Below are 14508 nucleotides of genomic sequence, written 5' to 3'. Positions count from 1 at the left end.
TCAATTAGCGTTAAGCTTGATAGCTATTGCTGTATTAATTTACGGTATAATTGTCGGGTACAGATTCTACCTGGATAAAAAGTCTCAGGAACTTTTAAGCAAATACAACGATAGCCCAGAAGGCAAATCTGCTTTGGTTAGGAAATATCAAGAGGTCGATATTTTCCAACAATCTCGTACTATTACTTATGGTAGTAGAGTCGCTGCTTTGTTGGCAATCTATCTCGTCATCAACTGGACTAATGTTACCATTACAGAATTGATGACTTTTGATGATATTCCTGATATCGAAGAGATCATGACTGAGCCACCAAACACACCTCCTCAACCACCACCACCACCACCACCGCCGCCACCACCACCGCCACCAGCTCAAATCAAAGAGGTGGAAGAAGAAGTGGAAGAAGTGGAACAAGAAGATCAAGAAATTGATGAGGAAACAGAAATTACGGATACACCTACTGATTATGAAGGTCCTTATGGTGACGGTCCAGCTCCAGAGCCAGAACCAGAGCCAGAGCCAGAACCAGAACCAGAGCCAGAAATTTTTACGATTGTAGAGCAAATGCCTCGTTTCCCTGGTTGTGAAGATCAAGCAGGTGATAACAAAGCGAAGAAAGCTTGTGCAGATCAAAAATTGTTGAAATTTATCTACGAAAATATCAAATACCCAACTATGGCTCGTGAAAACGGCATTGAGGGAATGTCTGTAGTAAGTTTTACAGTTATGGAAGATGGTGCTATCAAAGATGCAAAAATCTTGCGTGACCCAGGTGGAGGATGTGGAAAAGAAGCATTGCGTATTGTCAATATGATGAACAAAATGTCTAAGAAGTGGACTCCAGGTAAACAACGTGGTAAATCTGTACGTGTTAAGTATAATTTACCTGTTCGATTCAAGTTGAACTAAAATAATACCAATTATATAAAAGGTGATTCTCTAGAGAATCACCTTTTTTTTGTCCAATATTTTATTCCTGTTGCAAACAATACCAAAAATAAAAAACCTATTAGAACGTTTCTCCAAATGCTTCTTTTGGTCTCTAATGCAATTGGGGCAGTATTCCCCAATTGGATAAAAGCAGACCAAAAAATAGGGTGTGCCTTGTCTCCTTTTGCAGATTGAATATAGTCTAACTTGGCTTGGCGTAATGCAGCATCTTTGGTTTTGCCTGCTGCTAAATAGTGATAAAAAGATTGCATCAAAACAGCAGTAGAAGCATCATTGACTTGCCAAAGGGAAACGATCAAAGAAGGTGCTCCTGCATACATAAATGAACGGGCTATAGAAATGACTCCTTCTCCTTGCTTGAATTTGCCATAGCCCGTTTCACAGGCTGATAAAACAACCAAATTGGCATTTAATTCTAATTGTGATATTTCATAGGCTTCTAGAAAGTTGTTCTCTTCTTGGTTGTTGTCCTCTGTAAATGCTAGACTTGATAACATAGGAATTCGTGAATTGGACCTTCCATGCATTGCCAAATGAATGATTCCATAACCCAATGCTTTTTCCTTAAATAATTGTTCATTGGCCTGCTCTCCGATCAAAAAGTTGCCTTCAAAATTTTGAGCCAATACGTTAACCTCATGCTCTGATTCAGGCAACTGTGGTAATGATAATCTCAAATCCAAAAAATAAGGCAACCGAAAACTCAATGCATTTGAATCAACCTTTGGATAAGTTGCTCCAAAAGCTAAAATCTCTCCATTTGAGTTGGGTTTACCCTCCTTCAAGTTATCTTTCCACAAAGTAGCCGAATAGTTATAACTAATTGTGTAATCATTTAGTAAATAAGGCATCAAACGATAGTCTTTTTCTCCTTTGACTGCTCGTGTTAAAAAAGCTTCAAAAGGCAAATGCCCCAACGCTCCATCTGTTATTACGATTAAGTTTTTAATGGATTTATCTTTTAAGGCGATGGCTACTATTTTTTGATACAACCAATGGGCATTTTCTACATAGTGTTCGTCTGCAACTGCTTTTTTTTCTATGTTAAAAATGAAATTACTCAAGGCGTTTCTTAGCGTTCCGATTCTTTTTTCTAAGCTATCTTTATGGATTGAAATAGGATACAAAGCTACTTGATCCTTGCTTAGCGCAAACAAATAAAGGATGGTATCGGTTTGAAAGTATTCAATCATCAAGCTTTTTTCATCCAACAAGCTCTGGATTTCCTGCGCTTTTGCTGTAATATTTTCATATTTGAGTGCGTGATATTTAGGATACTTATCCTTTAGTGACTTTAAGAAGCTATCTATTTTCAGATTTAGTTCTCCCAACTCTCGATTCACCCTTGCTTTTTCGTCTGCGGTTTGAACACTATAATTTTCTTTCTTTAATTCGGCTAATTTTTTCTGAAGCTGCAACTCCTCTTCTGCCAATGTATCGGGCAAATCACCAAATACTCTTGCTCGGTTTCCTTTGATTGCATCTGCTAAAAGAATGGATTTGTTTTGTTCTGCAAAACTAAACGCTTCTTGTATATGGGTGGGTTGGTCTAATAACAAAGCGGTTGATATTCCAGCTTTAACAAAATCATTGTTCATTTCTAACGTTCTCAATTTATCATCATCATCTCTAAAATCATTACGAAAACGCTCATTAAGTCGTATTGCCGATTGTGCCAATTGATAGTGCTGTTTTAGCTTAGTTTTGTCCGCTGTTTTTTGATATTGGGCTTTTATTACTTCTAACAATTTGTAAATAGAATAATTGATGCATTTATCTGAATAATAATCAAAAGTATCTAATGCCATAATTTCTAAACAATTGCTGTCTATTTGTGCAGAATTTGTAGCGATACTCTCCTTGCAATAAAAAAACGCCTTGTCCAATTTTTCTTTTCTTAGGTATAAACTTCCTAAATTATATAAAGCAACAGTATAGGTCGGATTTTCTGTGCCCAATAGCCTTTTATTTTTCATTGCTGCCTCCAAAAACAACTGTTCCGCTTCAGCTAAACGTTCTAGGATCAGGTATAATACTCCTAAATGGTTCACACTTCGAATATAATGTATATTATCCTTCCCTATTACCTCTCCCCGAATTGCTTTTCCTTCTAAATAAGATAACTCTGATTTTTTGTAAGCCCCACTATTCTGATAAAGAATCCCTAAATAGTCCAGAACTTCAACATAACTAAGATGCTTTTTTCCCCACAGTTTTACCCTAACTTTCTTAGCTTCTAAATAAAGGGGCTCAGCTTTTTCATAATCGCCAATACCTAGATACAGCGTAGCTAGTCCTAGAAGGCTTGTTGCATAATTAGGATGCTCTTTACCCTGTGTTATTTCTATAATTTTTTTTGATTCTAGATGAAATAACTCAGCCTTAGAATAGTTTCCCATTTCTAGATATAAAACTGCTAAATTATACAGGCTGACAGCATAATTAGAATGTTCTTTGCCCAATAGCTTTGCCTTTATCTCTAGTGATTCCAAATATAAAGCTTCAGCTGCTATAAATTGCCCAGTTTCTTGGTACAATGTTCCTAAATGATTGATTCCTACTGTATAATCGAGATGAAATTTCCCCTTAATCTTAATTCTAATTCCATTAGCCTTAAGAAAAAGTAATTCTGCTTTTTTATATTGCCCCATTTCTTGATACAAAGCTGCTAAAGTGTGGAGATAATCAGCATATTTTAAACTTTCTTTGCCTAAATGAGCTGCTATTGTTTTTCCTTCTTCTAATAATTTTTTTGCTTGAACATAGTCACCTAGTTCTTGGTATAAGGTGGCTAAATTAATAAGGTTAGTAATATCCTCCTTTCTAATCTTAGCATTTAAATGCTTAACCTCTAGCCACAGAGACTCTGCTTCTTTGTAATGCCCAATATAATAAAGAAAAAGCCCCAAATCAGCTGTATAATTGATGTATAATGTGTCCTCGATTCCAAATTCCACCTTAGCTTTTTGCCTAGAAGCTTGTACATAAGGAATCGCTAATTTATAGGCTTCTTTCACTTTTTTTATCTCAATCAAACTATCCAACTCCGCATAATTCAATTTCATCAAATCTAAGTCCTGTGCCTGAATAGAAACTCGCAGCACCAATATAAATATCAGGCATATATATATAGTTTTTAGCATCGTATATTATATTTCGTGATTAATTATTTCTTCTCTATTTGATTGAGCCAGTTTTTAGCCCATAAAATCATAAAAACCGAAAATGATATTCCCAAAATATATTTCCAAGAACTGCTCTTTGAAGCAATAGCTATTGGGGCAGTATTCCCCAATTGGATAAAAGCAGACCAAAAAATAGGGTGTGCCTTGTCTCCTTTTGCAGATTGAATATAGTCTAACTTGGCTTGGCGTAATGCAGCATCTTTGGTTTTGCCTGCTGCTAAATAGTGATAAAAAGATTGCATCAAAACAGCAGTAGAAGCATCATTGACTTGCCAAAGGGAAACGATCAAAGAAGGTGCTCCTGCATACATAAATGAACGGGCTAAAGATGCAATTCCATTTCCTTGTTCAAATTTGCCATAGCCCGTTTCACAAGCTGATAAAACAACCAAATTGGCATTTAATTCTAATTGTGATATTTCATAGGCTTGTAGAAAGTTGTTCTCTCTATGATTATTGTCTTCCGTAAATGCTAGGCTCGATAGCATAGGAATTCGTGAATTGGACCTTCCATGCATTGCCAAATGAATGATTCCATAACCCAATGCTTTTTCCTTAAATAATTGTTCATTGGCCTGCTTTCCGATCAAAAAGTTGCCTTCAAAATTTTGAGCCAATACGTTAACCTCATGTTCTGATTCAGGCAACTGTGATAACGATAATCTCAAATCCAAAAAATAAGGCAACCGAAAACTCAATACATTTGAATCAACCTTTGGATAAGTTGCTCCAAAAGCTAAAATCTCTCCATTTGAGTTGGGTTTACCCTCCTTCAAGTTATCTTTCCACAAAGTAGCCGAATAGTTATAACTAATTGTGTAATCATTTAGTAAATAAGGCATCAAACGATAGTCTTTTTCTCCTTTAACTGCTCGTGTTAAAAAGACTTCAAAAGGCAAATGCCCCAGCGCTCCATCTGTTATTACGATTAAGTTTTTAATGGATTTATCTTTTAAGGCGATGGCTACTATTTTTTGATACAACCAATGGGCATTTTCTACATAGTGTTCGTCTGCAACTGCTTTTTTTTCTATGTTAAAAATGAAATTACTCAAGGCGTTTCTTAGCGTTCCGATTCTTTTTTCTAAGCTATCTTTATGGATTGAAATAGGATACAAAGCTACTTGATCCTTGCTTAGCGCAAACAAATAAAGGATAGTATCGGTTTGAAAGTATTCAATCATCAAGCTTTTTTCATCCAACAAGCTCTGTATTTCCTGCGCTTTTGCTGTAATATTTTCATATTTGAGTGCGTGATATTTAGGATACTTATCCTTTAGTGACTTTAAGAAGCTATCTATTTTCAGATTTAGTTCTCCCAACTCTCGATTCACCCTTGCTTTTTCGTCTGCGGTTTGAACACTATAATTTTCTTTCTTTAATTCGGCTAATTTTTTCTGAAGCTGCAACTCCTCTTCTGCCAATCTATCGGGCAAATCACCAAATACTCTTGCTCGGTTTCCTTTGATTGCATCTGCTAAAAGAATGGATTTGTTTTGTTCTGCAAAACTAAACGCTTCTTGTACGTAGATTGGTTCTTCGAGCTGTAGTGCTGCCTGAATACCTTCACTAATATTCGATTTATTAGAACCCAATATTCTCAATTTGTCTTCCTCATTTATAAATTCATTGCGAAATTTCTCATTGAGTCGTATTGCTGCTTGTGCCAATTGGTAATGTTGTTTTAGTTTAGCCTTCTCACCTGTTTTTTTGTATTGGGCTCTTAAGATTTCTAATAATAACATAATAGATCCATTAATTACATCTTTAGAGTAGTAATCAAACTCATCTAATTTATCCAATGTTAAACAGCTACTATCTAATTGGTCTGAGTTGGCAATCATACTCGCTATACAATAGGAAAAAGCTGTAGTTAGACGATCCATCTTCTCATATATTACCGCCAAATTAGAAAGCCCTAAAGCATACGAGGGGTGCTTCTCGCCCATTGTTCTAGCATCAATTTTGTTCATTTTAAGTAGTAATTCTTCTCCTTTTTGGTAACGACCTGTGTGATAATAAACCCCACCTAAAGTATTAAGACTTATAGCATATAAAGGATGCTCCTCACCTACCATTTTAGCATATAGCTCCTTTGCATAAAAAGCTAATTCTTCTGCCTTACTATATTCTTTAATATTTACATAAAAAGCGGCTAAATTATTGAGGTTTTTAGCATATGACAAATGGTTCTTACCCACAATTTTAATATAAAGATCCCTTGCTTCAAGTAATAATCGCTCAACTTTAGAGATACTATCCATTTTTTCGTACAATTCGGCTAAGTTTTCAAGACCAATTGCATAGTTCAATGATTCTTTTTTTCCAGCTTCAATATGAATTTGATTTACTTCAAGCAATAATTTTTCAGCTTGACTATAACTATACATATCTTGATATATCAGTGCCAAATTATTAAGAATTATAGAATACAAAGGATCTCTTCGTCCTAGCACTTTGGCATAAATTTTTTTTACTTTAAGATAAAAGAACTTAGCCTGAAAATAATCCCCCATCATAAAATATGAGGTAGCTAAATTGTTAAGACTATTGGCATATTCCAAATCATCATTCAAGTTAACACAGATATTCTTTGCCTCTAAAAATAATTCTTGGGCTTGACTATAACGTCCCATACTTTGATACAATCGTCCAAAGTCATTAAGTATAAAAACATAATCAAGATCATCCTTACCTAGGAATTGAGCGTAGATATTTTTTGCCTCAGTATATAATGATTCTGCTTTTTTATATTGTGTAGCTAGGTAATAAAGCCCCCCTAAATTAGAAAGGTACTCAACATAGATGGAGTCCTGTTTCCCAAACTCCATTTTAGCCCTTTTTTCTCCTATTTGCATGTAAGGAATCGCCTGTTTATACGCTTCCTTTTGCAAGAATAAAGATGCTATACTATCCAACTCCGCATAACTAAGTGCTTCTAAATTCTGAGCCATTAAGCCCCAAGAAAAACAACCAATAATTCCCAGACAAAAGCTTATCATTTTTATTTTTTGCATCTTATTCTTGTTTTGAGTATGCTTTTATTTTTTTTGTCGCAGCGGCGCCATAAACAGCATCTGTACGCAACTGTTCTAATAATTGGAGGGCAGCAGCTGGTCTATTATTTTCTAAATAAGCCATTGCCAAATACCAACAAGCTTCCCGCTTTACTTCATCAATCATGGGTTCTTTGGGATAGACCGCTTCAAGGATAGTAATAGCCTTGGTTACTTGCTTATCCTCCAAATAAGCGCAACTCAAATAGATGCTAATTCTAGAGAAGTAATATTTTCTAGTAAGTTGATCTAAAGCGCCAGAATTTGCAATTTTCAGGGCATCTTCAAACAAAGGAATTGCTTGCTTATATGTTCTTTTATTGTAATAAAGAAAAGCTTCTTGGAGCAATCGCTGAAGCTGCAACTCTTGCCGATTATCCCCTCCCCTTTTATTAATATCAAATAAGACCTTTTCATTTAGCGCTACATAAGCAGCTTCTCTAGAGAAAAGAATACCAATAAAGGCAAGCAATAGAATAAAACTAGCAGCTCCAATCCATCGGGCAGGTTTAGAACGAAACAACTCAAAGATGCGCCCCATCCTATTGGGCGTTTTTGAGGGAATCGAAGCATCAAAGAAGCCCTCTTTTTCTAAGTTAGTTTGAAGTTGGGTCAGCCCATTTTCCAACATCGTATCGTCTACAAAACCTGTTGTTGCCTCCATCTCTTCCATCCCCTGATAAATCGTTTGCCAAATCGCAACCTCTTTGGCTATTGCTTTATCGCTTTTTATTCTTTCCTCAAAAGCCTTTCTGCTAGGCTCATCCAAGCTTCCATCCAAATACTGTTCGATCTCCTTTTGGTCATTTATTTTTTTCATAACACGGAATATAATAGTTCATAAAACAGGGTAATTCTAGGCTCGTTCTAAATCAACAACCATTTCCCTTAAATAACGTATGCACCTCGATTTCTGGGTTTTAGCAGAGTTAGGAGTGATTTTACGGAGGCTAGCAATTTCTTTTAATGACTTTTTATCAAAATAGAAAGCTTTCAAAATAGCTTGGCACTCCTCTTTTAATTCTTCTCTAAAAACCTTCATTAAGTGCTCTATAACCCTCTTTCGCTCTAACTCTCCTAAACAGCCATCAATATGATCCTGGATTTTATAATCCAATACATCAATAATGGGAATACGATCTTGTTTTCTTAAAAAATCAATGTACTTGTGTTTACAAATTCGAGCAACATAGATCTTAGCATCAACAGATAATACAAAATTGGAATCCTTCATAACTCTCTCAATGAAAGCCATAATACTATCTTGAAATATATCCTTAGCTGTTTCTAAGTCGGCTCCTCTTTTGCACAAAGCAGCAATACAATACCGAACTGAGGTTCTATAAAGCTCATTAACAACCCTATTACGGGTCTTCTTATTACCAAATCTCATTTTGTTTAGATCCATCCTATTTTTAGTTTTTTATTCCTTACCAACTATTGATAGTGGTATGATCCATTATAAAGTTATATCCCTGAGCTACTGTTAACCTTTTGATGCTTTTTGCGACCTACCAATAACAACAAAACAAACATTACTTATTAATACCTACAGCTGTTTTAATTTTCACGAGAGGTACCTCTCATAACTTCTTAAACTAAAAGTTATGAGTTCATTAAAATTCAGTTTTTTATTCTGTTCCATTTGGTTCCTAACCAATCCAATGTTTTGCAGCATTGCCGAAAACAATCATCTTATTAAGACACCCATACTCCAACAATCTGAAGGTGGAGGAATAATCGTAATGGATGATGTGATTATGGCAATTACATTAAACAACGCACAAGATTATATGACAAATGTTATGGTGCTAAATGCGAATCAAGACATTGTTTTCCAAAATAATTCCTGCAATAGCCATTCTTGTTCATTTGATTTATCCTCCTTAAACAAGGGCAGCTATACGGTTATTGTTAATACCAATCAAAAGGATGCTTTTGCGGCTACTATTAGCCTTTAATCCAAATAAGCTAGGAAGTGTTGCATTCGCTTCCTAGTTTTCCTTTTTGGAGCTTTGGCAATCTTTATTTTTTATTGCTCGCTCTCCACACTTATTTAAAAGTCAGTCTCTTTTTTAGAAAAGTAAAAACGCACTCGTCTCAAATTTGATGGATTATCTTTACCAAATTATTTTATAATACCTTATATTATATATTTAGTTCTACCATGAATATTATTCTGACGCTCTAGAAGCATTCAACCTATATTTATAAAGCTAAATCAATTCATTTAAATTTCTGCATACACATTTTGGAAGGTATCGGCTTTTTTGTCCTTAAATTCTGCTGATATACTATTTCTTCATGAGCACCTCAAGAGCATTTAAATCCCCTATAAAATGAAAAAAGTTCGTCCTACAAAGCAAGAAAAACAAGCTTCAAACGACATTCGAGCAACTCGCTTATATGAATTGCTAAAGCACTTAAAACCCAAGCAACGACAAACCATAAAAGAGATTGCCACGCTTGACAATATTCCGATCAATTCAGAGCGAATCATTATACTAACGGCAATCGTTGAACACATCAAAAAGGGCAAAGACATTCCTCTTTCTAAAAAAGTATTAATGCAACAGTGTGGGATACAAATTTCAGCGCAATTTAACCATGCCACTAGCGACTTGTTCAAATATGTCTGCAAGGTGCTTCATTTGTTCAACTTACGCAAAGACAAGTCCATCAATAACACCCTAGCGCTCAATTCTTTTTTCATAGAAAATAAGCTGCCCATCAATGCCAAACATGCCTTACACGATTTAAAAAATTTACTACAAAAGAAACGGAATAGAACAGATGATTTTCATTTTCAAAATATGAAATACCATGAAATTTATTTACAAAGAGATCGAGACAATAGAAAAGCCCACGACGAGCATTTTCGCAAAACAAATCATGCTCTAGATGCATTTTATGTAAAAAATAAGCTGCGCTTGCTTTGTGAACAACTTAATAGAAATCGAATTGTGCAAGAAACATCAACTATTTTTCCTTCGGTTTCTTTTCGTACGGCTTTTATGGAATTACTTCATGAAAACATCTATTTTCAATGCCCGTTAACGAAGTCTTATTTTCTAATTTATCAAATGCTACTTGACAACGCTGAGAAAAAATATCTAGATGCTGCCAAGCAAATAAAGCAACAAGCCCATCATTTTTCGGCGAATGTGGAAGAAACCATGATTGCTTATCTCATGAATCAATGCATTTATTTCATCAATAATAACATCAATCGTAGTTATTATGCCAGTGAATATGTTGACTATATTGATTTGCTCGAACGCAAGAATTATCTATTCCAAAACAAACAGTTGAGCCCCTCTAAATTTCAAGCTATTCTATTAGCTGGATTAATCGCCAATCGGACGGATTGGGCAATTGATTTTATTACAGAAAAAGCAACTCGGTTAAATAGCCCACACGAAGATTTTATAAAAAAAATTCATTTCTCTTATCTATATTTCTATTTGGACGAAATTGATAAGGCTTATAGTATTATAGCAACAGTAGGCAACCATCAAACTGTAGATCCTTTTTTTAAGATCTTTTATTATAAACTTATGATTCAGATTTATTACAGCAGAGGAGATTTATTAGCCGTTCAACAAACCTGTAATGCATTTATGGTTTATATTTATCGAAAAAATAAAAAAAATATCATTGCCCCTGACAAGATTCAACGCACTCGTAATTTTATATCCTATATTTCGCAGATTGTATCCTTTCAGTTAGATCCAAATCGAAAAGCTGAAAAATACGAAGTGCTAAAAAAACAAATTTTAGAGAATAAGGGAAATATAGCTTATTCAGATTGGATCGAAAAGATTATAACTTCATAAAGCGCTCTTTTTTTCGTATTTTGGCAATGAGTTATTCTTTGATTGCTCATTATTTAATTTGAAGTTCACGAATAAATAGAATAGATGAAAATTGGACTTTTTTTTGGCTCTTTTAACCCCATCCATACAGGGCATTTAATCATTGCCAACTATATTGTAGAAACCACGCCTTTAGATCAGCTTTGGATGGTTGTTACGCCACACAATCCACACAAAAAACGAGCAACGTTAGCCAATGATTATGATCGCTTGCATTTAGTCAATATAGCCGTTGAAAACCACAATAAGCTTCATTCTTGTGATATTGAATTTGAAATGCCCAAGCCTTCCTATACCATTGACACCCTAACCTATTTAAAAGAAAAGCACCCTGAACACGATTTTGTATTAATTATAGGGGGAGACAATTTGGGCTCTTTCCACAAATGGAAAAACTATGAAGTAATTTTAGAGCATTATGAACTCTATGTTTATAAGCGACCTAAATATGAGTTAGGAGCCTTGCAAAATCATCCAAGTATCAGCATTATAGATGCCCCTCTTATGGAAATTTCTTCCTCTATAATTCGTCAACTCATTCGAGACAAAAAATCTATTCGTTATTGGGTTCCAGACAAAGTATCGGATGAAATTGAACGTGCTGGAATGTATGCAACTCCTGTCCCTTAACCCTTAAACTAAACCGATGCTGTACGCCTTGATTTTTTTGATTTTTTGCAGTTGTTTCTCTTGCCAATCCGCTGAAACGAACCCTGCTATAGAACCAGCAAAACCTGTTGATTCTATCTCCGCTTCCATTTCTAGTTGGCAAACCATGTTGCTTCTGCCTCAACAAAAAGCTCAAGAGGGTTTAGCCCAAGAAATTTATTTAAAAACACTTCCTAAATTACCAGGTGGGGATGATTTTTTTGGAACACTGCAACTAAAAGCGCTAGAATCAGGCAGTCAAAAATCACTAAAAAGGTTGTATCAAAATATCTCTACTCCTCATAAAAACAACGCATATGAAGCTACGAAGCATCTAGATTTGTCCTATCAAAATATTTATTATATCCCCAATAAAGTAACCAACTATCCCAATCTACGCTATCTTTCATTAAGTAACAATCAGATTCAAGCCATCAACCCCAAACTAGCCCATTGCAAAAAATTAAGAAAACTAGATTTGTCGTCCAACGGAATTAAAAAGCTGCCCTTTGGATTGATTTATCTAACTCAGATCAATGAGCTTGTCTTAGCAGACAACAACCTAAACAGCCTCCCTTCTTATTTTTATAATTTAGGCAACTTGACTATTGTTGACATTAGCAACCTACATACAGGAATGGCAACATGTTATAACAATATTCAACAATTCCCTGCTGTATTAACTAAAATGCCAAAGGTAGAAAAACTCTTTCTTGAGAAACTCCCGTTACGAAATTTGCCATCTACGATTAGAAAAATGACCAACTTACAGGTTCTTAGCCTAAATGGAAATCGATCTCTAAATTTGAATCAAGCCTTTAATGCACTATCCCAATTACCCGATTTAATTGCCTTAGATTTATCCTTTATTGGTCGAAGAAGTTTGCCTAAAAATATTGATAAACTAAAAAATCTAAAAATTTTAATTTGGCATGAAGAAGGGCAGCGCAATCGCACTTTTGTAGAGGAAACACTCAAAGAATGGCTTCCCAACACTAAAATTTATTACGGCAAAAAAGGAGTTGCAACTCCTTTTTTGCGGGGTAATAGCATCACCATGATTCGGAATTTAGCCAATGAATAGCTAAAGCAAAGGATGCTTTTTAACGGTTCCATTAGGATGCTTTAAAAGCACCTCTCTAGCCTTGTATTTGTAAGTATATGCACTGTATTCTATCGGCACAATCACTCGCCCTCCAGCAGCCACAATTCCCCACAAATCTTTTTGTTTCACCAAGTAGGTACGATTGGGCAAGGTAGACATATCGTCATACTTAGGAGGCAAGATAATACCTTTGGTAATCGAGACAATCCCCCATTTTCCTTTTTTCTTGACAAAGAAAAACTTCTTCTTGGGACGATAATCAAACTCATCGTAAATCACGGGTATAATTTCTTTTCCTCGCTCGTTCAAAATTCCCCATTTTGTCCCTTTTTGTACCATAAATTGTTTGGGATTCATCACATGAATTTTGGAATAAGCAATCGGAATAATAGGCGCTCCATCTACCGTTAGCATTCCCCATTTATTTCCTTTTTTCACCATCACTCGATTAATGTTTTCATAATATTGAACATCATTATAAGCCAGTTCAAATAAGGTTTGATCGTTAAAATAATAATCAATTTTATCCCCCAAACGCACTTTTATTTTAAAGGTATTTTCATCAATCCAAATATCGTTATACTCAATGGGTACAGAGGTGTGTACCTTGTCTAAGGTATCTATCCTCAATAGCCCTACCTTTTTATCTTTTCCAACCAAAATAGAACTCAAGTATTTGAGAAAGAAAGGAGACATATAATCGTATTCAAAAGGCAAGATTTCCTTGGCATTAATATCTAGCAGCCCATATTTTCCATCCTCTCTAACCACAAAGTAACGAGAAAAATAATCGATGTCATCGAATTTTTTTTCAAATGCACAGGGCTTATCTTTTATCCAGTTGTACACCGACCATTTTTTTCCTATTCTAACACGAGTATGAGAGACATAAGCATGATCTTCTAACGCATCAAAACAAGTTGGAATAAGTTCTTTGCCCTGATTATCTTTTAAGCCCCATTTATCGGCTTTTTTGACTTTGTAACGATAGCCATCAAATAAAATATCATCATACGCAGCCTCTAAAATGACCTTCCCTTCTGGGCTCAACACGCCATATTTATTGCCTTTTTTAATGCTAACGTATTGCTGGTGACGCTTAGAAATGTAATTCAACTGATCGTATTCTACAGGCACCCAAACACTTCTATCTTCACCTAACATTCCCCACTTGCCGTTTTCTTTAATTCGATAAAAACCTTTTTTCTTTTTGTGCAAATAACGATAAGTAATTGTATCGTACTTAGGTTCCGTCAATTTCTCAGCAGTAGTCTCCTTATAAAAACCCCAAGTAAAACGACTGCCATTCCATACTTTATAGATCCCATCCGCCAAGAAGAATTCTTGCCCTGCCTCTAATTCCTTTGTTAAATCTTTGGGTTGAAATGCATATTTTTTGTGGTATATACTACTGTCCTTTTGAGCAATTCCAATCACTTGCATCATCAATATAATAAAAAAGCTAATTCCTATTTTATACTGCATATCTTATAAGGTGTTTTTATTGTTGGTTCTGAAGTAAGTACTTAGATGAACAAAAATAATTAACATTAAATTGGGCATCTACTTAACTCAGCAAAACTAATGATTGTTCTTTGACAAATTTAATCGTCTCTCTCTGCTGTTTTAAAAGTTAAAACGCAGCAATCACAAAAGTAGTATTTTGGGAGACAATTAGCCGTTTACT

General features: G+C 35.1%; 10 protein-coding genes. 5 read left to right on the top strand and 5 right to left on the bottom strand.

Annotated features, from left to right (window positions below; all coding sequences use genetic code 11):
* Positions 1–133: 133 nt before the first annotated feature.
* Positions 134–910, top strand: a complete 777-nt coding sequence (locus AsAng_RS00315) for an energy transducer TonB (protein WP_264790770.1) — start codon at positions 134–136, stop codon at positions 908–910.
* A gap of 38 nt (positions 911–948) precedes the next feature.
* On the opposite strand, the gene AsAng_RS00310 is transcribed toward AsAng_RS00315, so the two are convergent.
* Genes AsAng_RS00310 through AsAng_RS00295 form a run of 4 tightly spaced genes read right to left on the bottom strand, consistent with a single transcriptional unit; the run spans position 949 to position 8601 of the window.
* On the bottom strand, positions 949–4095 hold the full coding sequence (locus AsAng_RS00310; protein ID WP_264790769.1) for a CHAT domain-containing protein: 3147 nt from the start codon (positions 4093–4095) through the stop codon (positions 949–951).
* Between the two features lie 23 nt (positions 4096–4118).
* Positions 4119–7154: a CHAT domain-containing protein gene (locus AsAng_RS00305; RefSeq protein WP_264790768.1), complete on the bottom strand. Its 3036-nt coding sequence runs from the start codon at positions 7152–7154 to the stop codon at positions 4119–4121.
* Position 7155: 1 nt separating this feature from the next.
* Complete coding sequence (locus tag AsAng_RS00300) at positions 7156–8013, bottom strand: hypothetical protein (protein ID WP_264790767.1); 858 nt, start codon at positions 8011–8013, stop codon at positions 7156–7158.
* 36 nt (positions 8014–8049) lie between these two features.
* Positions 8050–8601: an RNA polymerase sigma factor gene (locus AsAng_RS00295; protein ID WP_264790766.1), complete on the bottom strand. Its 552-nt coding sequence runs from the start codon at positions 8599–8601 to the stop codon at positions 8050–8052.
* 199 nt (positions 8602–8800) lie between these two features.
* On the opposite strand from AsAng_RS00295, the gene AsAng_RS00290 reads away from it, so the two are divergent.
* The 4 genes from AsAng_RS00290 (at position 8801) to AsAng_RS00275 (ending at position 12800) form a co-directional block, all read left to right on the top strand.
* Positions 8801–9154, top strand: a complete 354-nt coding sequence (locus AsAng_RS00290) for a DUF3244 domain-containing protein (protein WP_264790765.1) — start codon at positions 8801–8803, stop codon at positions 9152–9154.
* Between the two features lie 378 nt (positions 9155–9532).
* Positions 9533–11029 carry a hypothetical protein gene (locus AsAng_RS00285; protein ID WP_264790764.1) on the top strand — a complete coding sequence of 499 codons (1497 nt, stop codon included), beginning with the start codon at positions 9533–9535 and terminating at the stop codon, positions 11027–11029.
* A gap of 84 nt (positions 11030–11113) precedes the next feature.
* Positions 11114–11698, top strand: a complete 585-nt coding sequence (gene nadD, locus AsAng_RS00280) for a nicotinate (nicotinamide) nucleotide adenylyltransferase (protein WP_264790763.1) — start codon at positions 11114–11116, stop codon at positions 11696–11698.
* Between the two features lie 16 nt (positions 11699–11714).
* Positions 11715–12800 carry a leucine-rich repeat domain-containing protein gene (locus AsAng_RS00275; protein ID WP_264790762.1) on the top strand — a complete coding sequence of 362 codons (1086 nt, stop codon included), beginning with the start codon at positions 11715–11717 and terminating at the stop codon, positions 12798–12800.
* Here AsAng_RS00275 and AsAng_RS00270 read toward each other — a convergent pair whose 3' ends face one another.
* On the bottom strand, positions 12801–14306 hold the full coding sequence (locus tag AsAng_RS00270) for a WG repeat-containing protein (protein WP_264790761.1): 1506 nt from the start codon (positions 14304–14306) through the stop codon (positions 12801–12803). It lies immediately after the preceding gene.
* Between the last annotated feature and the right edge of the window lie 202 nt (positions 14307–14508).

Origin of the sequence: Aureispira anguillae (genome assembly GCF_026000115.1) — a bacterium.
GTDB classification, from domain to species: domain Bacteria; phylum Bacteroidota; class Bacteroidia; order Chitinophagales; family Saprospiraceae; genus Aureispira; species Aureispira anguillae.
The sequence above is the reverse complement of the archived record's forward strand: the minus strand, read 5'-3'. Positions and strand labels throughout refer to the sequence as shown.

What these genes read in the sequence shown, in the direction of transcription:
- AsAng_RS00310 (WP_264790769.1), bottom strand. Translation starts at nt 4,095, where the DNA reads ATGCTAAAAACTATATATATATGCCTGATATTTATATTGGTGCTGCGA.
- AsAng_RS00305 (WP_264790768.1), bottom strand. Translation starts at nt 7,154, where the DNA reads ATGCAAAAAATAAAAATGATAAGCTTTTGTCTGGGAATTATTGGTTGT.
- AsAng_RS00300 (WP_264790767.1), bottom strand. Translation starts at nt 8,013, where the DNA reads ATGAAAAAAATAAATGACCAAAAGGAGATCGAACAGTATTTGGATGGA.
- AsAng_RS00295 (WP_264790766.1), bottom strand. Translation starts at nt 8,601, where the DNA reads ATGGATCTAAACAAAATGAGATTTGGTAATAAGAAGACCCGTAATAGG.
- AsAng_RS00290 (WP_264790765.1), top strand. Translation starts at nt 8,801, where the DNA reads ATGAGTTCATTAAAATTCAGTTTTTTATTCTGTTCCATTTGGTTCCTA.
- AsAng_RS00285 (WP_264790764.1), top strand. Translation starts at nt 9,533, where the DNA reads ATGAAAAAAGTTCGTCCTACAAAGCAAGAAAAACAAGCTTCAAACGAC.
- nadD (WP_264790763.1), top strand. Translation starts at nt 11,114, where the DNA reads ATGAAAATTGGACTTTTTTTTGGCTCTTTTAACCCCATCCATACAGGG.
- AsAng_RS00275 (WP_264790762.1), top strand. Translation starts at nt 11,715, where the DNA reads ATGCTGTACGCCTTGATTTTTTTGATTTTTTGCAGTTGTTTCTCTTGC.
- AsAng_RS00270 (WP_264790761.1), bottom strand. Translation starts at nt 14,306, where the DNA reads ATGCAGTATAAAATAGGAATTAGCTTTTTTATTATATTGATGATGCAA.